Source organism: Paraburkholderia dipogonis (assembly GCF_042680985.1).
Taxonomy (GTDB): Bacteria; Pseudomonadota; Gammaproteobacteria; order Burkholderiales; family Burkholderiaceae; genus Paraburkholderia; species Paraburkholderia phytofirmans.
This window is the reverse complement of sequence record NZ_JBHUFR010000008.1, coordinates 478378-499827: the sequence shown is the minus strand read 5'-3', so window position 1 is coordinate 499827 and position 21450 is coordinate 478378. Positions and strand designations below refer to the sequence as shown.

Genomic DNA, 21450 nt, shown 5'->3' with positions numbered 1-21450 from the left:
CTGTCGTGCGGAAGCGATGCCGTCACTATCACGTAGAAGTCGCAGCGGATAAACAGCCACAAACTCGTCTTTCCGTAGACTAAAAGTGGACAATCTGCTGCTTTGGTGGCAAGCGTGCGTGCCAGATGCGCCACGGTCGCCGTATCGCCACATTGTTCAAACGTCCCGTGGCAATCGCCTCGAGGTCGTCTTCATTTTTCCTGGTAGTGGAAATAACTTTTCGTTCAAGGGCATTTTTCTTTCACATACCAAGCCTTACTGTGCCTCCACCAAAACATCAAAACCCGGCCTACGCATCCCTCGGGCCTTATGGAGACACAAACATGAACTTTCGCAAATCCATCGCTTCCTGCTTCGCCCTTGCGGCCATCACAAGCGTCCTTGACACCGGCGCCCACGCGGCTGGCCAGCCCCGCGTCGCGCTGCTCATGCCGACCCAGAGCGTTGAATACTGGGCGCTGTATGTGAAGGGCTTCGAGAAGGAAGCTGCGGCTCAAGGGCTGAAGCTGGATGTCAAGGTGACCAACTACGACCCGAACGAGCAAGCCACGCAGGTCGAGCAAACACTCGCCCAGAAGCCCGATGTCATCGTCCTGGTCCCGGTGGACTCGAGCGCGATGGTTCCGTCGATTCGCAAGATCGACCAGGCCAGGATTCCGCTGGTCATCTCGAACTCGATGCCCGACCAGAAGTATTCCCGGTACTGGAAGGTCTTCACGGGCCCGAACGACACCAGCAATGGCGAAGTCGCGGCGAAGGCCATGATTCAGGGCTTCAAGGAAAAGGGATACGCAGACAAGGGCAAGGTCATCGTCATCAATGGGCCGATGGGCACGCCTCCCCAGGTCCAGCGCTACCAGGGCTTCGTTGACGGCCTCAAGAAGAACGCACCTGGAATCGAAGTCGTCGGTTCGCAGCCGGCTGACTGGGACGCCGTGAAAGCAGAAGCGGCGGCATCGGCTCTCTTCACTCAATTCAAGGACGTCAAAGGCGTCTACACGGAGAACGACTCGCAACTCCGCGGGGTCGTGACGGCTGCGCAGCGACTGGGTCTTGACCCGTCGAAGCTCGTCATCGTCGGCCACGGCTGCGACTCCGGTGCGGTCGAGGCCATCTCCGCCAGCAAGGCATATGCCACGGTCGAGCAGTCGCCGTTTGACGATGGTGCCTACGCCGCGCGCGCGGCGAAAGACCTGGCAACCGGGAAGACGCCGCAAGCAATCCAGTATCTGCCGAATCCTGCCGCGACCAAGGCCACGCTCAACGTCTGCTATTCCCAGAAGAAGTAAAGCTCGCAGACGGGTTGCCCGCCGCGCAGCCGGCGGAACGTTTTCGCGACCCTTCGGGGTCGCTATTGCTTTTAGAAGGGAGACATCGAATGAGACGAGAGATTGGCGTCGCCGTAATTGGGACTGGCTTCATGGGAAAAGCGCACGCGCTGGCGTACCGAGCCGTGCCCAATGCGTTTCCGGATTCGCTGAGGCCGAGACTGGTGGCAGTTGCCGACGTGAGCGAGGCAGGCGCTCGTCAAGCCGCTGAGCACTTCGGCTTCGACCGTGGGACGGCCGACTGGCGAACATTGCTGGATGACCCCGACATTCAAGTCATCTCAATCACGACGCCATGCAGTCTGCATCGGGAGATGGCCCTGGCTGCGATTGCCGCCGGGAAGCATGTGCATTGCGAAAAACCGATTGCGCCGTCGGCCGCCGATGCGTTCGAAATGATGAAAGCGGCTGAGGCCGCGAAGGTCATCACGCAGGTTGGCTATAACTACATCAAGAACCCCGTTCTCAAGCTGGCGAGGGAAATGATTGTCTCGGGAGAGCTAGGGGAAATCACGAGCTTTCGCGGCGTCCACGCGGAAGACTATATGGCCGACCCGGAAATTCCGTATGGCTGGCGTGTTGACCCTCAGAACGGCGCCGGCGCACTCGCCGAAATCGGCAATCACATCGTCGGCATGTCGCGATTCCTGCTCGGGGCGCTCACGCATGTGACCGCACAACTCGAGACGGTCAACAAGACTCGCCCGGTAGCGCCTGGGGCGTCGGAGCGACGCGAAGTCAAAGTCGATGATATCGCCCGATTGATGGTCACGTTCGAGCGCGGATGCTCTGGCTCGATAGAGGCAAACTGGGCTGCGACCGGTCGGAAGATGCAACTCGAGTTCGAGGTCTACGGAACCAGGGGTGCACTGTGCTTCTCGCAAGAGCGCTTCAATGAGCTTCAGTATTACAAGGCGGGGGGCGACCCGCGCACCTCGGGGTTCACACGTGTCGAGGCGGGCCCCGCCCATCCTCCCTACGAGAACTTCACGGTGGCGGGCGGCCATCAACTCGGCTTCAATGACCTGAAGACTATCGAGATGGCTGAGTTCATCGGAGCAATCGAGAAGGGAAAGCCCGCTTACCCGGACTTCCGCGAGGCCTGTGAAATCCAGCGCGTCGTCGACGCGGCGATTCGCTCGTCATCGGTTGGGCAGCGAATCGCACTTTAATCAGGCCACACGCCCAAAGCACGCGCGGTATATCGGATACCAGGTCCGGGCGCCGCGCGGTTTCTATGGGCACGGGCGAGCGTCGATATTTCCGTCCACCGGAAATATCATTTCACCGCAGCGCATTTTTCTTTTCCTGGCGAACCAATAACCTGTGTCTCAACAATAACGAAGCCGCTGACGCGAGTTTCTGTGGAGACAACATGCATTCCTGCACTCGCAGCGATTCCTGCGATTTCCTCTCCCCAAGACCCCGTCAGCCGTGTCGCTGAAGCCGTTGCAACCCGGCCCATCTGCCCTGGTCTGCAAGCCACGCTTCTTCGACACGGAGCATCGTTATTCGAGATGTATGCCGTCCACCATCTCCGACAGTTTTTGCGCCGGATGGGCATGGGCCACAGACATCAGTCAATGATAGCGGTAGGCCGAAGAGTCGCCGTGTTTGGAGGAAGACAATGCTGCAAGAAGCGAAGCCCGGCTCCGAGTCGGCATCTGCCCAGAGTCTGCTCTGCGCTCGCAATCTCACGAAACACTATGGCGGCGTGAAGGCGCTCACCGGCGTCAGTCTGGAACTGGCGCCCGGCGAGATTCATGCGCTGTGTGGTGAGAACGGCGCTGGGAAAAGCACGTTCATCAAGATTCTTGGTGGCCTTGTGCAGCCTGATGAGGGAGAAATCACCGTCGACGGCCACAACCTGAAACTGGGGAGCCGCACCGACCCCCGGCTAATCTCCATCGTTCATCAGGAGCTCGCAATCGTCCCGACACTGTCGGTGCTCGACAACATCCTTCTTGGTGGTGCAGACCAGAACAACATCTACCGTCGCAGTCAGTATCGCGACTCTGTACGCGAACATCTCGACTCGGTCGGGCTTTCCCATATCAAGCTGGACGCACCGGCGTCGCGACTGAGCCTTGCTGAATGCCAGCTCGTGGAGATCGCTCGTGGCATGTCGCGGCAGGCGAAGGTTCTCCTTCTCGACGAACCGACTGCCACCCTGTCAGACGCGGAGATTGTTCGAGTGTTCGACGTCGCCCGCAGGCTGCGTGACCAGGGCACCGCAATGATTTTCGTGAGCCATCGACTCGATGAAGTCTTCGCGCTTACGGACCGGATAACGGTCTTCCGCAACGGCCAGCACGTTCTGACACAGCGCACCTCCGACATGACGACTGCCGAGGTGGTGAAGGCGATGATTGGGCGCGAACTTGTACACAGCAAGGTTACGCCGCCCGAGAGCCGCGCGGATGTCGCGCCTCGTCTTGCGGTGGCCAATCTGACAGTCGCGGACAAGGTCAAAGGCCTGTCGGTTGATGTCGCGCCAGGCGAGATTCTCGCGGTGGTCGGCCAGCTAGGCTCGGGAGCAGAGGTCCTTGTGGAGGCTCTCGCCGGGCTTCGCGGCGACATCTCCAGCTCGGTGAAGGTCGATGGGCAGCCCATCAGACTGGACAGCATTCGCAGTTCGCTGAAGGCGGGAATCGCCTACGTCGCCGAGGACCGTGCGGATAAAGGCGTGTTTCTCGACGCACCGATTGCCATCAACATCACGGCGTCCGTGATGGCGAAGTTCAGCAGAGCCGGAATCATGCGTCGGGCAGGCGAGCAGGAAGAGGCGCGCCGTCTCGCGTCGATGTTCGCCATCGACCCACAGCGTCTGCCTCACGAAGTGTCGACGCTTAGCGGCGGCAACCAGCAGAAAGTGTCGCTAGCCAAAGCTGTCGCACTTGCGCCGCGGCTGCTGCTGTTGAACGAACCCACTCGGGGTGTTGACATTGGAGCGCGCGCGGAAATCTATTCGACGCTGCGCAAGATGGCGGATGACGGTTTGGCGATTGTCTTCTACTCGACAGACCTCGAGGAAATTCTGGAACTCGCGGATACGGTTCTCACAGTCTTCCGTGGCCGGACGGTCCGTCATAAGCCTCGATTTGAAATCGACGGCGACACGCTGCTTCACGACATTGTGGCGGGCGGCAGCGACGCATCGCACAACCATGTCTCTTTCCGAAACAAACCTGCGGAGGTGGGAAATGCATAAAACCGCACTGGAGCCCACTGCACAAGTGTCGCCCACTGCGTTGCGACGGTGGGCGTCCGCACTTTTTGGAACGACGAGCATCCATGCCGCGTCGATTCGAATCGCGACCCTTGCTCTCATCGTGGTCGCCGCAGCGATCGTTCCTCATTTCACGGAATTCGGCAACGTCCAGTCGTTGATGTACTCGGTGGCTGCAGTGGGCATTGGCGCTATCGGCATGGCTCTGGTCACCCTTAGCGGCAACCTGTTCATGCTGTCGATGGGCGCTACGGCGGCGGTTTCCACCGTCATGTTCGCAGCGCTTATTCATCTGGGGCTCGGCGCGACGCTGTTGCTCGTTGTAGTGAGCGGCCTGCTGATGGGTGCCGTTCAGGGTGGAATTATCGCTCTGGGGAAAGCGAACCCCATCATCACGACGATTGCCACCTCGTCAATCATCATTGGGGCGGGCGTCATCTACACCGGTGGTCTGACAGTCATCGGTCAAGGCGACGCCACATGGCTCGGTCAGGGCAGACTGTCCGGCTGGTTGCCGACTCAAATTCTGGTGTTGGCAATTTTCGCTGCAATTGCACGCTTCATTCTCCAGAAGTCGCGCATTGGCCGTGAAATCCGCCTTCTCGGTATGCGAGCGGAAGTAGCTCGCATTGCCGGACTTCGGACGATTCTGGCAACCCTCGTGTGCTATGCATTCGCCGGCGCTGCAGCGGCCCTCGCTGGCTCTCTGATTGCCTCATCTTCAGCTCAGGGAAATCTGACTTACGGCATCGACCTCGACTTCAATGCGATTGCAGCGGTGCTCGTCGGAGGCATTTCAATTCGAGGTGGCCGCGGTCAAATCTCGGACGCGGTCACTGGTGCAATCTTTCTGGCGGTCATCAGCAACATCCTCCTGGTCAGCGGCGTGAGCTACGAGTACCAGCTGGTGGCAAAGGGCATCGTGGTTCTCGCGGCGGTGGTGTTCGGAGCGCTGCTCGCCCGGCTCGGTCCGGGACGGAAATAACTGGAGACTCGGAAATGGACCAATCTCAACGACTTCTTAATCTGGCAATTCGGCTCGCCCTCCTTGCCGGCATGCCAGTAATCTTCGGTCTCACCGTCAATCATTACTTCTCGCAGGCAAACCTGTACGCGATTTTTCAGGCGTTCGCATTCCTTGGAATCATCGCACTGGGCCTTTCGGTGACGATGATAGCCGGCGAGTTCGACCTGAGCGTGGCGGCCATCTCGACGGTCGCAGGCCTCATCACCGTCAAGTTCGGGGGAGATAGCGCGTCGCTCGGCCTCCTGTACGCCGTTATATTCGGCGTGGTGGTGGGAGTCGCAAACGCGGCATTGCTTCCCTGGCTCGGCGTGTCCTCACTGGTGACGACGGTGGGCTCCATGATGTTCCTTACCGGCGTTGGCTATTGGCTGGCAGGCGGTCGCGTGCTGAGCTACGGCAACCTGGATGTCAGTGATTTCCTGGACCACAACGTTGCCGGTATCTTCTCGCCGCGAAGCCTCATCACAATTGGGTGCTTCGTCGTGGTGTCGCTGTTCCTGCGCTTCACCACGCTTGGCCGCGACATATACGCATCGGGTGGCCATCGGAAGGCGGCGATTCAGAGCGGAGCGCGGGTCGGAAAAGCGCTGACCGTAGGATTCGTCATCTCCGGCAGTCTGTCGGCGCTCGGCGGCGGCTTGCTCTCGCTCAGCCTCGCGACGGCTTCAGCGACCATGGGCAGTAACATCCTGCTTCAGGCGGCGTCAGCGGCTATCGTTGGTGGTGTCGCGCTCGGCGGGGGTATCGGCTCTCCGCTCGGTGTCGCGATGGGCGTCCTGATTCTTACCGTGTTGAACAATGGATTGGGCTTGCTCAACGCAACGTCCACGCAGATTCTCCTCGTGAACGGGCTGCTGCTCCTCATCGTGGTCCTGCTCGATGGGCGCCTGGGCGCGGTCTTGTCTTCGCCCCTCGCGCGCCTGGCCCGAAAAAAAGCATCTGCTGCAGTCTGAATTTTGTGACGATGGCGAGGACCGATATGCTCCATGAGAGGCCGCCGGTCTTTCCTCATTTCGTCGACGGGTCCGATGTGACGCGCGGCGCGTCGATGGCTATCGCGCAGGCAGGGGCATCGTCAGCAGCGAGGGGGCGTTATGTCGCGAAGGTCATCCAGCGCTCCTCGAGGTTGAGGCTCTTTACTCGCTCAATCAGGAACTCGGTGAAGACACGGATTTTCGCAGGCTGATACCGTCGACTTTGGTAGGCCAGGTTGATAGTCAGTCGCGGCAACTGCCACTCTTCAAGTACCGGAATGAGCCGCCCGGAGACGATGTCATCGTGGATGATGTACAGAGGCTGAACGACAATTCCCAGGCCTGCCCGCCCAGCGGCGACGATGACCTGACCTTCGTTCGAGTCCAGCGCGCTCTCGATGGCGATGTTGCGTTCGTCCTTCCCTCGACGCAGATGGAGCAGATAAGGGTCAACGGCGAGGTTATAGACGAGCATGTTGTGCTGCGCGAGATCTTCGGGATTTTGCGGCCGCCCATGAGCGGCGATATACGCAGGCGAGGCCGCCATCACACGTCGTGTCTCCGCGAGACGCCGGATGGTGATTCCCGAATCGCCCTCATGCTCCTTGGTGCGTATGGCGATGTCTATGCCGGCCTCGATGAAATTCTGGTATTGATTCGCCGCGACAATTTGCACGGACAGATTTGGATACCGCCGCACGAACTCCGGCAGCGCGGGCGCGATATGCATCATTGCGAACGACACGGAGCCAGTTACCCGGAGCACACCTCTGGGGCTGACTGCCTCCTCGGACGCTATCGAATCGGCTTCGGCCAATTCGGAAATCACGGCCGTACACCGGCGATGGTATTCGCGGCCAGCGTCAGTGAGCCACATGCGCCGCGTAGTCCGTTCTATCAGCCTCGCGCCGAGGCGCTCTTCGAGAGCGCTGAGCGTTCGACTTGCCGCCGCATTCGACATGTCGAGCTGTTCAGCTGCTTTCGACAGGCTGCCCAGATCGGCAGTCAGCACGAATAGCTGCAATTGCGTCCAGCGGTCCATCGTCTCCCTCTCCGAGTCCTGCTGGAAGAATCAGGTGCGATTGTTCCAACTCATTGCGGCAAATATGCCGTAGAGGGAGCGCTTGATAAACCGACCACAAGTATCCGGTTTGTAGAGTCAATTTCTACAATGCAGCGGGTACACCGACGGTTGCCGCCTTCTGATTACTCAGGCACCGCGCCTTAACGCCTATTTTTCCTGCGAGCGGAAATGTCATTTCACTGCGAGGCATTTTATTTACGCGAGCGACGCATTACCTTTCATTCCTGGACGCCTGAGCGCACAACGGAGACATGCACGATGCGCAACATCAACGAAGACACCATCACACAAGCCGTCATTGCCTCATTCTCGGACTGCGAGAACGCGAGACTGAGGACCGTGATGACGAGCCTGGTTCAACATCTCCATGCCTTTGCCCGCGACGTTCATCTCACCGAGGACGAGTGGTTCAAGGCCATCAAGTTTCTGACGGAGGTCGGTCATATCACTGACGACAGGAGACAGGAGTTCATCCTGCTGTCCGATACGCTCGGACTCTCGATGCTGGTCATGTCCCAGAACAATCGCAAACCTGCGAACTGCACTGAAGCAACGGTATTCGGGCCATTTTTCGTCGAGGGCGCGCCGGCCTACAGCAACGGCGACGACATCTCGAACGGAGCCAAGGGCGCGCCCTGCTATGTAGGCGGCCAGGTGCGCGGCGCTGGTGGCGAAGCCATCGGGAACGCGTTGCTCGATGTTTGGCAATCGGACGAGGATGGCTTCTATGACGTGCAGAACCAGGGTGAAGCCGGCAATGCAGTCTTTAGCGCACGAGGCAGATTGAGAACGAACGCAGAGGGATTTTTCAACTTCCGCTCGATTCTGGCTGAGGCGTATCCCATTCCCCATGATGGGCCGGTGGGGCGAATGCTGTCGGCGGTCGGTCGCCACCCTTGGCGTCCCGCGCATCTGCATTTCATGCTTCAGGCACCCGGTTACGAGACGCTTATTACGCACGTGTTCCGCGACGGCGACCAGTATCTCGACTCAGACGTTGTATTCGGAGTGCGCTCGTCGCTTATCGCCGAATGGAAGCGACATGAACCTGGCGTTGCCCCGGACGGTCAGCAAATTCCGGTCCCCTGGTACTCGCTCGAATATGACTTCGTGCTCAACCCCTCCGAGGTGCGCGCATGATTCGGCATATCGTGATGTGGCGGGTTCGTGGCGACACGCCGGCCGAGCGCCTGGCCGGCGCGAATCGTGTCAAGACGAGCTTCGAGGGATTGCGCGGTCAAATTCCTGGAATGAGCTATCTCGAAGTCGGTCTCGACCATAGTCGGGTCGATTACGCATGCGACGCGGTTCTCGTGACCGAGTTCGATTCGCAGGACGCGTTGAACGCGTACGCGTCGCATCCTGAGCACCTGCGCGTGCGAAACGAGCTAGGCGACCTGCGCACGGCGCGTTTCCAGGTTGATTATCAGGCAGACGCTGGTGTCGGCCCCGGGCGCAAAGTGGAGTTCTTTCATGCAAAAGCGTGAGTTTGTCTATCAGGCGCGGGCCGGCCGGGTCGTGTTCGGCCCTGGCAGCCTGCGGCACCTCGAGCGAGAAGTGCTTGAGCTTAAGTCGGAGCGGGCTCTCATCCTGTGCAGCCCGGAGCAGAGGGATACGGGTGAAGCCGTGGCCGCTCGCCTTGGTGCGCGAGTGGCGGATATATTCGACCGCGCGGTCATGCACGTGCCGCTCGAGTTGGCGAATGAAGCTCGCGCGCTGGCCCGGGAACTGAAGGCCGACTGTGCAATTGCTGTTGGCGGAGGCTCGACGATTGGCTTGGGCAAGGCAATCGCCCTGGAATCCGACCTTCCCATTCTCGCCGTGCCGACGACATACGCCGGCAGCGAGATGACCCCTATCTACGGCATCACCGATGCTGGATTGAAGAAGACAGGAACAGATCTCCGGGTTCTTCCGAAGACCGTGATTTACGACGCCGACTTGACCATGTCGCTCCCGGTCGCGTTGTCGGTCACGAGCGGAATCAACGCAATCGCGCACGCGGCAGAAGCGCTGTACTCGCGCGACGCCAATCCCGTGACCAGTCTGATGGCAGAAGAAGGGATTGCGGCTCTGGCGCGCGCGTTGCCGGCAATCGTCGCCGACTCTCAAGACGTGGACGCTCGAGCCGATGCTCAGTACGGCGCGTGGCTCTGCGCAACGGTGTTGGGTAGTGTCGGCATGGCGCTGCATCACAAGTTGTGTCACACGCTCGGCGGCAGCTTCAATCTTCCTCACGCGCAAACGCACACCATCGTCCTCGCGCACGCGCTCGCGTACAACCGGCAGGCAGCGCCGGATGCAATGAAACGTATCGCCCGCGCGCTTGGCTCGAATGACGCCGCCGCCGGTGTCTACGAGCTCGCAAAACGCTGCGGTGCTCCGCTGGCGCTCAAAGACATCGGCATGGCGGCTGAGGATGTATTGAAAGCCGCGGACATCGCCAGCTCGAATCCGTATTGGAACCCACGTTCGATTGAGCACGATGCTCTTCTCGAGCTTTTGCAGAATGCCTTCGATGGCGTGGCACCACATGCGGCGTCGGCCTGACACCAGAACCGAAGTGAGGAGAGAACAATGCATTTCACCGTCTATTGCCTGGACCATCCGAACATGGTCGAACGTCGCCTTGAAAACTACGACGCGCACAAGTTGTATTTGCAAACGGCGCCCGTGAAGACGCTTATCTCCGGCCCGCTAACGATGTCGGATGGCCAAACCATGATTGGCAGCTTCTTCCTCTACGAAGCCGAAGGCATCGAAGAAATCCAGAAGTTCGTCGACGCCGACCCATTTAACAAGGCTGGAATCTGGGCGGCAGTCGACATCAGGCCATTTATCAAGCGGGTCGACAACCGCTAAGGGCGCCGCTTCAACGCGGTCCACCGTGCTCCTCGCGGTTCGACGGGAGCGGGAAACGTGCGTCTTCATGGAGGCGCGAAGCGGATAGCCCGGCGTTTCGCTTTGCAGGGAGCACGCACGGATACAGGCTATTAAAGCGGAGACATCATGCAGACAGGACTCGACGGAAAGATTGTGCTCATCACGGGTGCGGCGCAAGGAATTGGACGGGCTACGGCCTTGGGCTTTGCGCGCGAAGGTGCAAAGCTATGCCTCATAGACATCGACGGAAACGCGCTGAGTGAAGCCGAGTCCGAGTTGCGGGCGCTCGGAGCAAACGTGACCGTTGCGCAGGCCGACCTTTCGACGGCCGAAGGCGTCAAAGGCGGTGTCGAAGCAGCCTTGAAATCACACAACGGGCAGGTCGACGTTCTCGTGAACAACGTGGGCGCCGGCAAAGTCCGCACGTTCGACGAACTCTCAGATGAGGATTGGGATTTCACGATGAATCTCAACTTCATGAGTTACGTGCGGACTTGTCGCTACCTCCTGCCCGTGCTGCGCAACCGTGAGAAGGCCGTCATCATCAACAACGCGTCGGACCTGGCTCGGCAGCCGGAGCCGGTGCCAATCGACTACTCGGCCTCGAAGGCCGCAGTTCTCGCGCTGACCAAAGGGCTTGCACGCGCCGAGGCGCCAAAGATTCGCGTGAATGCGGTTGCTCCTGGACCGGTCTGGACCCCTTTCTGGACGAAGGAAGGTGGCTTTGCGGACACAATGGGCAAATTTCACGGGATGGCGCCGAGGGACGCTGTTGAGCACGAACTGTCGTTGCGTCACTTGCCGCTCAACCGCCTCGGACAGCCCCATGAAGTCGCCAACGTAATTGTTTTCATGGCTTCCGACCTCGCGTCGTTCGTGACCTCGGCTGTCTGGGGCGTAGACGGCGGCAGTATTCGCAGCCTTATCTGAATATCGCCGGCCGCGTTCTGTTCGAACGATGGTTCGAGCAGTTACACCGGCTAGAGGTGCCGGTCGCGGCCGCATCATTATGGGGACCAGCGTATGTCTGCTCACGACCGAAGGTTAGAGACGAAGGTGACGGAGAAGGACCGCGCCTTCCTGGTGGAAGCGCTCGAATTGCTGATGCGCGAGCGCTCGAACGCGCTACGTATTGCAACGGATGTGGCGAAGGCGCGCGGCGACCGGGCTCCGGACGTTCAGGAGTTTGGTCTTGGCGACATCCTGCGGTTGAGCAGACAACTCGCCGACGAGACGTCTGCCGAATCAGCGTCGCGCTGACCAGGAACGGCGCATCGCTCGCGTCGAGAACGGATGTGGCCGACGCGAGTTGAGCCGGCTCATACATCAGGAATAAACCATCGGCCTGTGGTGGGCAATGATTCATAGGAGACAAAGATGTTGCGTATTGCTGTCTTGGGTGCTGGACGCATCGGAAGAATCCACGCGGCTAACGTAGCCGCTGACCGCGGGGTCAAACTGGTCGCTGTTGCCGACCCGAATAAGGAAGCGGTCGAGGCACTTGCACGCGAGCTTGGTTGCGACTCGAGCCTTGACTGCAAGTCGGCAGTCGACAGGGACGATGTCGACGCCATCATCGTCGGCACGCCGACCGACACGCACGTCGACCTCACGCTTCAGGCGGTGCGTTTGGGCAAACCGGTGCTCTGCGAGAAGCCCATAGATTTGGACATCGACCGTGCACTCGCCGCAGTCGAGGAAATCGAGCGTCTCAACGGGCGCGTGATGCTTGCGTTCAATCGTCGATTCGACCCAGATGCAATGCGGCTCAAGCAGGCTATCGAAGATGGCGAGGTCGGCGATGTCAGGCAAGTTGTTATCACCAGTCGGGACCCGGGTCTCGCCCCGCTCGAATATCTGCGGCACTCGGGAGGGATATTCCGCGACATGACCATCCATGATTTCGATACGGCTCGCTGGTTGCTCGGCGAGGAGCCGGTAGAGGTGATGGCCATGGGCAGTCGTCTCGTAGACCCAGGCCTCGAGGAGCTCCCGGATTTCGACAGCGTGATGGTCCTGCTGCGCACGGCGTCGGGGAAACAATGCCACATCAACGGTTCCCGCCAGGCGGTATATGGATTCGACCAGCGCGTCGAAGTGTTTGGCTCGAAGGGAATGGTTCTGAACGAGAACCATCGGCCGTCCAGCTTGCGCCGCTGGACGAGCGAACAGACTGAAGCACGTGACCCGTTGCTCAACTTCTTCCTTGAGCGGCACGCGGATTCGTACAAGGTGGAACTGGACCGTTTCCTGACCGCCCTCGAGACCGGCGCTGCCATGCCCGCGACGCCGCGAGATGGCATTCACGCGCTGCGAATCGCGAATTGCGCAATCGAAGCCGCCAACTCGGGCAAGGCTGTGAAAATCTGACGACGCCGTGCTCCGCCGCCAAGGCGACCTCGCGTTGACAATGCGGCTAATCCTACCGTAAAAGGAGACTTGGATTCTTCAATGGGGCAGCGCGTGGCGCAAGTTGATTCGTTCAGCGGGATTTTGATTTTTGTTACTGCTGCGAAGTCACGGAGCTTCACCGACGCGGCTGAGCAGCTCGGACTGACAAAATCTGCCGTTGGCAAGGCAATCGCGAAGTTAGAGGAACGCCTGGGTGCGCAGCTATTCCATCGCACCACACGAAGCATTTCCCTCACGGCGGACGGCGAAGCATACTTCGCCGCCTGCTCGTCGGCTCTGGACGAAATCTCCACCGCGGAGACCGCTCTCGGCCCTCGGCTTCAGCGCCCAGCGGGCCGACTGCGCATCGACATGCCCGCTGCCTTTGGCCGCCGGATACTGGTTCCCATCCTCCTTGAAATCGCCCAGGCGCACCTCGACCTGCAGTTCACGATGACGTTCTCGGACTACCTGATTGACCCGATGGAGGAAGGGGTAGATCTGGTCATCCGGTTCGGGGAGATTCAGGACTCGAGCAACCTGGTTGCGCGCCGTCTGACTCGCCAGCGGATGGTGCTTGCGGCCTCGCCTGAATACCTGTCACGGCGGGGCACGCCTCGCCGGCTTGAGGACCTTGAGCAGCACTCGTGCATTGTCGGACACCGGCGCGGTCAACCGTTGCCCTGGCGATTTCAAATCGATGGTGAGCTCACTCGCGTTTCACCCCCGCCGACACACCAGATAAGCGATGGCGACTCGATTGTCCAGGCCTCGCTCGCGGGTCTTGGACTTTGCCAGATGCCGATGTCCCTCGTCAGACAGCATATCGAATCTGGCGAACTGACTGCGGTTCTCGATGACATTTCGACTGAGTACATTGACGTCAGCGCGGTTTGGCCGAAGGTTGCCCACTTGAGGCCTAAGGTGCGTCATGTTGTTGACACCCTGGTGCAGGTTGCGGCACAGGGTGCGCTCGACTGACATCGTCGACCGATTGCAGCGTAGCTCCGCCAGTTCACGGCACGGCGAGCTGCTTGCTTACTAGAATGCTGGCTCGCCCTCAGCGAGTTCAATCCACGCTCTGATTCCTGTTTTACATCGCCCCATAACGCGAGCAGAAGCGGGCTGCCTCATCGACGGCTTCGACGCTCAGTTGGAAATTGTCGGTGTCCGTGATGTCCATCATCGCAAGCTCGGAACCGGATGCTTCTTAAGCTTCTATCCTGCAGGCCAGGTCATCTGTCAGTACGTAGGCGTCGTCAGCGAGGCCGTTGGCAATCTCCTCGGCCAGCAGACCGGCCATTCCGGCAAGTGCTCTTCAGTTCCTGGGCAACTATCGAGCGGAGAGTCCGCCGTGAACTGCCGCTGTGCGCTTTTGTCCGGCGCAAATGCGAGGTAGTTAGACCTCGGTGTGTTCGAGCACCATGCCTACGCTCGACGAAGCGAACGGGCCATTGGCCGAAGCGGAGCGCCGTGCGGGAGGATTCGTCGATGTCAGGTAAGGGCGCGATATGGTCGTGGCGCGTCTTCATTCGCACGGCCAGAACATGCCATTCGCCCGCTTTCAGGTCACGGTGCCGCTGCGATCACTCCGGGGCGTAGGCCCGTGAGCATCGTCAGTTTCAGTGCGGCTGTGGTGATCGGCGACTTATAGTTATTGATGGCTTGCACCAGCGGGACGATATCCGTGGGTTTCGTGATCGGCGGGATGTGGCCTTTCTCGTGTGCTCGCGCGGTTTGGCAACGCGAAATACGACTTCGGACTTCGGTTTGGCGCGTTTGGACATCGCTCGGCGCCTCGATTCCGTGTATGCGCAAACATCGCCGATGCCACTGGTATTTTGACCGCTGCCCACGGAAACAAAAAACCCCGTAAGACGTTGATCTTACGGGGTTTCTCGAACTTCTTCGGCTTACGCCGGAACAACTGATGGTGCCCAGGAGAGGACTCGAACCTCCACGGTGTTGCCACCGCTAGGACCTGAACCTAGTGCGTCTACCAATTCCGCCACCTGGGCACGTTTTCAAGCTAGACCGCTATTTTAGCGTGATGATTTAGCGTGTCAATCCCCACCTGCAAACTAACTCCGCTTCAATCAACCGTCCGGATACCGCGTGCGATGAAGGGATACTTCACCACTCGACAACCGTCCCGCCAACTACTCAATCCACCCCAATCCACCCAATAATCCGCGCTGATAAACAGATTCGGATCATTCGGCTTCACACAAAAAGTAAAGCCGCTCGTAAGCGGCTTTACTTTTGAATCTGGTGCCCAAGAGAGGACTCGAACCTCCACAGTGTTGCCACCGCTAGGACCTGAACCTAGTGCGTCTACCAATTTCGCCACCTGGGCAGGTGATGAACAGCAAAGAACGCCATTATAGCGACAGATTGGAGCCTGTCAAGGCTTTCTCAAAACTCACTTAAACATCGCGGCGACGAGCCTGCGCGCGCCTCTGGACAACCGTCCGGCATCTATTGACAGGGCCGCTTGGGGCGCAATACGGGTGTTAGAATGCCTCGCAGTAGTTCGTTGGCACGGTGCACACGCCCGTCGGACTCAGCCTTGAACGAGCTGGACCCGAGCAGTTTTTTTCTGTGCATTTGCAGGTGCAATTCGAGCGCAGCCAAAGCGCAACCAGAGCGCACTGCAATCGCTTCCTAAGCCGAGCCACATCGCCGAGCCACATCGCGACCGACGTCCATGCAACGAGAAAAAATCATCGACAAGCCCTTGAGCAAATTTCCGTATCCGATTCCAAGCCGCGAGGAAATCCTCGGCGTCCTGCGCACGAGTGAAGCTCCGCTTGCAGCGAACGACATCGCCGAAGCCCTGTCGATCAAGCGCCAGGAGCGCGAAGGATTTTTCAAGCGCCTCGGCGCGATGGAGCGCGACGGCCAGATCCGGCTCGATCAGCGCAATCTGTATCAGCTGACTCATCCGTCGAACTTCGTCGCGGGCCGTGTGCAAGGCCATCGCGACGGCTATGGCTTTCTGATTCGCGACGACGGCCAGGACGATCTGTTCCTGCCCACCGCGGAAATGCAGAAGGTCATGCACAACGACCGCGTGCTCGCGCGCATCGTCGGCTATGACCGGCGCGGCCGTCCGGAAGGGCATATCGTCGAGGTCACGGACCGCGCCAACAAGCGCGTGATTGGCCGTTTGCTCAACGAGAACGGCGCGCTGATCGTGGCGCCCGAAGACAAGCGCATCGGCCACGACATTCTGATCCAGCAGAACACCAAGAAGGCCAAGGTCGGCCAGGTGGTGGTGGTCGAGCTGACCGATTTCCCGAGCCGTCATTCGCAGCCGCTCGGCCGCGTGGTGGAAGTGCTCGGCGATATCGACGACCCCGGCATGGAAATCGAAATCGCGGTGCGCAAGTACGGCGTGCCGCACGAGTTCGGCCAAGCCGCGCTCGACGAAGCCTCGCGCCTGCCCGACGAAGTGCGCCCGGTCGACGCGCGTCATCGCATCGATCTGCGCGACGTGCCGCTCGTCACGATCGACGGTGAAGACGCCCGCGACTTCGACGACGCCGTGTACTGCGAGCCGGTTCAGGTCGGTCGCGGCGAGGGCTTCCGTCTGATCGTCGCGATCGCGGACGTCTCGCACTACGTGCACCCGAAGAGCGGGCTCGACGCCGACGCGATCGAACGCAGCACCTCGGTCTATTTCCCGCGCCGCGTGATCCCCATGCTGCCGGAAAAGCTGTCGAACGGCTTGTGCTCGCTGAACCCACATGTCGACCGTTGCGTGCTGGTGTGCGACATGATCGTCACCGCGCGTGGCGAAGTGAAGGCGTATCAGTTCTATCCCGGCGTGATGCACTCGGCCGCGCGCCTGACCTACACGGAAGTCGCCGCGGTGTTGAAGAACACCAAGGGTCCGGAGGCCACGCGCCGCGCCGCCTTACTGCCGCAACTGCAAAATCTGTACGGCGTCTACAAGTCGCTGTTCGCCGCGCGCCAGAAACGCGGCGCGATCGACTTCGACACGACCGAGACGTATATCGTCTGCAATGCGCAGGGCAAGATCGAACAGATCATTCCGCGCACCCGCAACGACGCGCACAAGCTGATCGAGGAATGCATGCTGGCCGCGAACGTGTGCGCGGCCGACTTCCTCAAGCGCAACAAGCATCCGGGGCTGTTCCGCGTGCACGCCGGACCGACCGCGGAAAAGCTCGAGAATCTGCGCACGTTCCTGCGCGGCATGGGCTTGACGCTGGCCGGCGGCGACAAACCGCACGCGAGCGACTACGCCGCATTGATGGCGCAGATCCGCGAACGGCCCGACGCACAGATGCTGCAAACCATGCTGCTGCGCTCCATGCAGCAGGCGGTCTACAGCCCGGACAACATCGGTCACTTCGGTCTCGCGTACGAGGCGTATGCGCACTTTACGAGCCCGATCCGCCGTTATCCCGATCTGCTCACGCACCGCGCGATCTACGCGATCCTGCAGGGCCGCAAGTATCAGCCCGAGCCGCCGCAAGGCGTCGAGTTGAATACAGCGCTCTCGCCGCGCGCGCGCGCCATGCAGCAGGCCGACGACGAAAAACGCGGTCGCGTGCGGGGCAACAACGTGGCCATCTGGGAAGAGCTCGGTCTGCATTGCTCGGCCAACGAACGCCGCGCCGACGAAGCCTCGCGCGACGTCGAAGCCTGGCTGAAGTGCTATTTCATGCGCGACAAGCTCGGCGAAGAGTACGGCGGCATGGTCAACGGCGTGACGTCGTTCGGCATTTTCGTGCAGCTCGATTCGCTCTTTATCGAAGGCCTCGTGCACGTCACCGAACTCGGCTCGGACTACTTCCAGTACGACGAGATCAAGAATGAGTTGCGCGGCGAGCGCACCGGGATTCGTTATCGCCTGTCGGATCGGGTGCGGGTGCAGGTGAGCCGCGTCGACCTGGATGCACGCAAGATTGACTTCCGGCTCGTGCGCGACACGCCAATCAAGCCGCCTCTGGTGCGTGGGCCGTCGGCCGACAAATCGTCCGGTGAAAACGGTGGCGCACGCGTGCGCGCGTTGCCGCCGGCGGAAGGTGGCGCGCCGGCGCCGGGCGCGCGCCGCAAGAAGGCTGCGCCCGCGCAAACCGCGGCGGTCAAGGAAGCACGCGCGGCGCGCGGCGCGGCGAAGAAGCACGGCGCCGCGACCAAATCGGCACCGAAGCCGCAGGCGCGCAAGAAGCGCTGAAGCCGCCTGCCTGCTCAAACCGCGCGCATCGGGCACATAGCAACGTGCCGGTTGCGCGCGGTCTGCGTTTCATCGCCGTCGAGCATTCGAACATGGCAGCCGCAGCGCATATAGGTAAGCACGCAGGTTCGTATTCATCACAGCAGCGCGCGTCGAACGCGCGCTCAATCAAAGGTTGCATCAGTCATGGCACGTCTCAAGGTTTTATACGGTTTCCACGCAGTGACCGCACGTATGCGGCATGACGCGTCCACGGTCGAAGAGGTCTATTACGACGCGACGCGCAAAGACCGTCGCATGACCGAGTTCCTGCACGCGGCGAAAGAAGCCGGCGTGCGTCTGATCGCCGCCGACGAAACGCGTCTTTGGGGCCTCGCGCATACCGAGCGTCACCAGGGCGTGGTGGCGCGCGCGGGCGACATGCCGCTCGCGCAGAACCTGGCCGAACTGCTCGACGGCATCAACGGTTCGCCGCTGATTCTGGTGCTCGACGGCGTGACCGATCCGCACAACCTCGGCGCCTGCTTGCGCGTGGCGGATGCCGCCGGCGCGCACGCGGTAATCGCGCCGCGCGATCGCGCGGTGGGGTTGAACGCGACGGCCGCGAAAGTGGCGAGCGGCGCGGCCGACACCGTGCCGTACATCACCGTGACGAACCTGGCGCGCGCGCTGCGCGAGTTGAAGGACGCGGGGGTGTGGGTCGTCGGCACGGCCGGCGAGGCCACCAAGAGCCTCTACGACACGGAGCTGGACGGTCCGGTGGCATTGGTGATGGGCGCTGAAGGCGAGGGCATGCGCCGTCTCACGCGCGACACCTGCGACGTGGTGATGCAGATCCCGATGGCGGGCACGGTGGAAAGCCTGAACGTCTCGGTGGCGAGCGGCGTGTGTCTGTTCGAAGCGGTGCGTCAGCGAGCGGTGAAGAAGTAACCCCGAAGTAAACCCGAAGTAAGCCCGACACGACCGGCGCTGGTCCACCACTCCGGTAAACTAGCGCTTTTTACTGCACGCCTGCCTTTCCCATGACTCAAGACGAACTCAAGCAACTGGTCGGCCAGGCCGCCGCCGACTACGTGAACGCCACCGTGCCGGAAGGTGCGGTGATCGGCGTCGGCACCGGCTCCACCGCGAACTGTTTCATCGACGCGCTGGCGGCCAACAAGGCGCGTTATCGCGGCGCGGTGTCGAGTTCGCTCGCCACCACCGCGCGCCTGCAAGCGCACGGCATCAAGGTGTTCGACCTCAACGAAATCGATTCGCTGCCCGTGTACGTGGACGGCGCCGACGAGATCGACCACGGCGGCGCGATGATCAAGGGCGGCGGCGGCGCGCTGACGCGCGAGAAGATCGTCGCGTCGGTGTCGGACGTGTTCGTGTGCATCGCCGACGCCAGCAAGCTGGTCGAGACGCTCGGCACTTTCCCACTGCCGATCGAAGTGGTGCCGATGGCGCGTACCGCGGTCGGCCGCCGCGTCACGGCGCTCGGCGGCGTGCCGGTGGTGCGCGTCACGAAAGAAGGCGTGCCGTTCATTACCGACAACGGCAACGAGATCATCGACGTCAAGGGTTTGCGTATCAGCGACCCGCGCACGCTGGAAACGCACATCAACGCATGGCCGGGCGTGGTAACGGTGGGTCTGTTCGCCGGCCGTGGCGCGAATCTGTGCCTGCTCGGCATGGACACCGGCGTCGAGACGATCGAGTACAGCAAGGGCTGAGCAACGCCGCCCAAAGATCGCGCGCGGGCCTGGATAGACGGGCTCGCGCGGACATCGAATGTATGACTCTCATCTGCATCACTAGCGCGCGGCTTGGTTGATCGCCTGCGTCATCCGCTGGTTTTTCACCCCGCTGAAAATTCCATTCGCGCATCGGCCAGCACTTGTTCCGCAAGACGCTGCGCCATGCCGGATCGGCACGCAACGTGCCGATCGCATCAGTCAATGTCGTGACATCCCCCACGCTGCATGGGACCCGTCGCTTCGCAATAGGCGAACGGCGATGCCTATTATTCGCGAGCTGTCGCGCGTCGAATGTGGGCACGCGCACGCACAGCAAACGTAGCGCCACATACACTCGTTGCTAGGCGTAAAAGGCGTCAATTAAAAAACGAGGGGATCATGAAAGTGGCGATCGTGCACGACTGGCTGGTCGCGCCGGGCGGCGCGGAGAAGGCGCTCGAGCAGATCATCGAATGCTTTCCCGACGCCGATCTATTCAGTCTCGTCGATTTCCTCGCAGACCGTAAGCCGTTACGCGGCAAGCCCGTGACGACTTCATTCATTCAGCGACTGCCGTTCGCGCGACGCCACTATCGAGCTTATTCGCCGCTGATGCCGCTTGCCGTCGAACGACTCGATCTGTCTGCCTACGATCTGATTATTACGAGCTCTCCTGCGCTTGCCAGAGGCATGCCGGTCAGGCCGGATCAGAAGCTTGTGAGCTTCGTGCATGCACCGATGCGCTTCGCGTGGCATCCGCAACATCGGTCCCTGCGCGAAGCGGATCTGACGCGTGAGACGAAGTCGTGGGCGGCGCGCGCGTTGCTCCACTATCTGCGCGGCTGGGATTCGCACTCGGCGGACGGCGTCGACCGTTTAATCGCGAACTCGCATTTCGTTGCGCGTCGCCTGATGAAAACTTACCAGCGCGATGCGGCCGTGATTGCGCCGCCCGTTGACGTGCACCCATTCGAACTGTGCACGCGCAAGGAAGATTTTTATCTGACTGCATCGCGGATGGTGCCGTACAAGCGCATCGATCTGATCGTCGAAACCTTCAATGCCACACCGCACCGCCGGCTGGTCGTGATCGGCGACGGGCCGGAGATGGCGGCAATTCGCGCCAAGGCCGGTCCGAACGTGACGATCCTCGGCGTTCAGCCGTTCGAGGTCCTGAAGGACCATCTGCAACGCGCGCGAGCTTTCGTGTGCGCCGGCGAGGAGGACTTCGGCATCGCTGCGCTCGAAGCGCAGGCATGCGGCACGCCGGTCATCGCATTCGGCAAGGGCGGCGCGCTCGAAACCGTGGTGCCGATCGGCGAGGCGCATCCCACCGGCGTGTATTTCGAGCGCCAGACGGTGGTGTCGATGCTCTACGCGATCGATCGCTTCGAGCGTCAGCGCGACCAGATCACGCCGGCGGCCTGCCGCGCGAACGCTGCACGCTTTTCGCCGGCAGTATTCCGGCGCGCGTTCATGGCCGAGGTCACGCGGACGATCGCAGCGGCAAGCCGGCGCAGGAAAGCAGTTGGGGCCGCTGAAGTAGTTGAAGGTGACCACGTCGGCGGTTTCCGCATGATGGCGGGACGACGCTGAGCGGCGAG

General features: G+C 60.9%; 18 protein-coding genes and 2 tRNA genes. 17 read left to right on the top strand and 3 right to left on the bottom strand.

Features of this window, described 5'->3' with window-relative positions; translation table 11 throughout:
- Positions 1-323: 323 nt before the first annotated feature.
- The 5 genes from ACFSNN_RS12335 to ACFSNN_RS12315 all read left to right on the top strand — a co-directional run bounded on the left by ACFSNN_RS12335 (position 324) and on the right by ACFSNN_RS12315 (position 6537).
- Entirely contained in the window at positions 324-1289 is a 966-nt protein-coding gene (locus ACFSNN_RS12335; protein ID WP_134456316.1) for a sugar ABC transporter substrate-binding protein, read from the top strand.
- An 89-nt stretch (positions 1290-1378) separates the two neighbouring features.
- On the top strand, positions 1379-2500 hold the full coding sequence (locus tag ACFSNN_RS12330) for a Gfo/Idh/MocA family protein (protein WP_134458880.1): 1122 nt from the start codon (positions 1379-1381) through the stop codon (positions 2498-2500).
- 455 nt (positions 2501-2955) lie between these two features.
- Entirely contained in the window at positions 2956-4539 is a 1584-nt protein-coding gene (locus ACFSNN_RS12325; RefSeq protein ID WP_134456315.1) for a sugar ABC transporter ATP-binding protein, read from the top strand.
- Positions 4532-5542 carry an ABC transporter permease gene (locus ACFSNN_RS12320; protein WP_134456314.1) on the top strand — a complete coding sequence of 337 codons (1011 nt, stop codon included), beginning with the start codon at positions 4532-4534 and terminating at the stop codon, positions 5540-5542. The genes ACFSNN_RS12325 and ACFSNN_RS12320 overlap by 8 nt, the downstream gene beginning before the upstream one ends.
- Before the next feature lie 14 nt (positions 5543-5556).
- Entirely contained in the window at positions 5557-6537 is a 981-nt protein-coding gene (locus tag ACFSNN_RS12315; RefSeq protein WP_134456313.1) for an ABC transporter permease, read from the top strand.
- Between the two features lie 139 nt (positions 6538-6676).
- Here the strand turns inward: ACFSNN_RS12315 and ACFSNN_RS12310 are convergent, their stop codons facing one another.
- Positions 6677-7600, bottom strand: a complete 924-nt coding sequence (locus ACFSNN_RS12310) for a LysR family transcriptional regulator (protein WP_134456312.1) — start codon at positions 7598-7600, stop codon at positions 6677-6679.
- Positions 7601-7900: 300 nt separating this feature from the next.
- Between ACFSNN_RS12310 and ACFSNN_RS12305 the strand changes: the two genes are divergently transcribed.
- The 8 genes from ACFSNN_RS12305 to ACFSNN_RS12270 all read left to right on the top strand — a co-directional run bounded on the left by ACFSNN_RS12305 (position 7901) and on the right by ACFSNN_RS12270 (position 13897).
- Positions 7901-8782, top strand: coding sequence for an intradiol ring-cleavage dioxygenase (locus ACFSNN_RS12305; protein WP_377690342.1), 882 nt, complete (start codon positions 7901-7903; stop codon positions 8780-8782).
- Entirely contained in the window at positions 8779-9129 is a 351-nt protein-coding gene (locus tag ACFSNN_RS12300; RefSeq protein ID WP_134456311.1) for a Dabb family protein, read from the top strand. Before ACFSNN_RS12305 ends, ACFSNN_RS12300 begins: the two co-directional genes overlap by 4 nt.
- A complete protein-coding gene (locus ACFSNN_RS12295) occupies positions 9116-10192 on the top strand; it encodes a maleylacetate reductase (protein ID WP_134456310.1) in 1077 nt (358 codons plus the stop codon). The genes ACFSNN_RS12300 and ACFSNN_RS12295 overlap by 14 nt, the downstream gene beginning before the upstream one ends.
- Positions 10193-10219: 27 nt before the next feature.
- Positions 10220-10504, top strand: coding sequence for a YciI family protein (locus ACFSNN_RS12290; protein WP_134456309.1), 285 nt, complete (start codon positions 10220-10222; stop codon positions 10502-10504).
- 147 nt (positions 10505-10651) lie between these two features.
- On the top strand, positions 10652-11455 hold the full coding sequence (locus tag ACFSNN_RS12285) for an SDR family NAD(P)-dependent oxidoreductase (protein WP_134456308.1): 804 nt from the start codon (positions 10652-10654) through the stop codon (positions 11453-11455).
- A gap of 93 nt (positions 11456-11548) precedes the next feature.
- Complete coding sequence (locus ACFSNN_RS12280) at positions 11549-11785, top strand: hypothetical protein (protein WP_377779170.1); 237 nt, start codon at positions 11549-11551, stop codon at positions 11783-11785.
- A 117-nt stretch (positions 11786-11902) separates the two neighbouring features.
- The gene (gene iolG / locus ACFSNN_RS12275; protein WP_134456306.1) at positions 11903-12895 is read left to right on the top strand and encodes an inositol 2-dehydrogenase; all 993 of its coding nucleotides are present in this window, start codon (positions 11903-11905) and stop codon (positions 12893-12895) included.
- A 69-nt stretch (positions 12896-12964) separates the two neighbouring features.
- Complete coding sequence (locus ACFSNN_RS12270; RefSeq protein ID WP_341868426.1) at positions 12965-13897, top strand: LysR family transcriptional regulator; 933 nt, start codon at positions 12965-12967, stop codon at positions 13895-13897.
- Positions 13898-14847: 950 nt separating this feature from the next.
- Here ACFSNN_RS12270 and ACFSNN_RS12265 read toward each other — a convergent pair.
- Both ACFSNN_RS12265 and ACFSNN_RS12260 read right to left on the bottom strand, forming a co-directional pair.
- Positions 14848-14934: transfer RNA gene (locus ACFSNN_RS12265), tRNA-Leu, on the bottom strand.
- 251 nt (positions 14935-15185) lie between these two features.
- Positions 15186-15272 (bottom strand) — tRNA-Leu (locus ACFSNN_RS12260).
- Between the two features lie 351 nt (positions 15273-15623).
- Between ACFSNN_RS12260 and rnr the strand changes: the two genes are divergently transcribed.
- The 4 genes from rnr to ACFSNN_RS12240 all read left to right on the top strand — a co-directional run bounded on the left by rnr (position 15624) and on the right by ACFSNN_RS12240 (position 21442).
- The gene (gene rnr, locus ACFSNN_RS12255) at positions 15624-18125 is read left to right on the top strand and encodes a ribonuclease R (RefSeq protein ID WP_134456305.1); all 2502 of its coding nucleotides are present in this window, start codon (positions 15624-15626) and stop codon (positions 18123-18125) included.
- Positions 18126-18311: 186 nt separating this feature from the next.
- Positions 18312-19055 (top strand): 23S rRNA (guanosine(2251)-2'-O)-methyltransferase RlmB, encoded by a 744-nt coding sequence (rlmB, locus tag ACFSNN_RS12250; RefSeq protein WP_106283641.1) that lies wholly within the window; start codon positions 18312-18314, stop codon positions 19053-19055.
- Between the two features lie 92 nt (positions 19056-19147).
- A complete protein-coding gene (rpiA, locus tag ACFSNN_RS12245; RefSeq protein ID WP_134456304.1) occupies positions 19148-19843 on the top strand; it encodes a ribose-5-phosphate isomerase RpiA in 696 nt (231 codons plus the stop codon).
- Positions 19844-20245: 402 nt separating this feature from the next.
- On the top strand, positions 20246-21442 hold the full coding sequence (locus ACFSNN_RS12240) for a glycosyltransferase (RefSeq protein ID WP_134456303.1): 1197 nt from the start codon (positions 20246-20248) through the stop codon (positions 21440-21442).
- Positions 21443-21450: the final 8 nt, after the last annotated feature.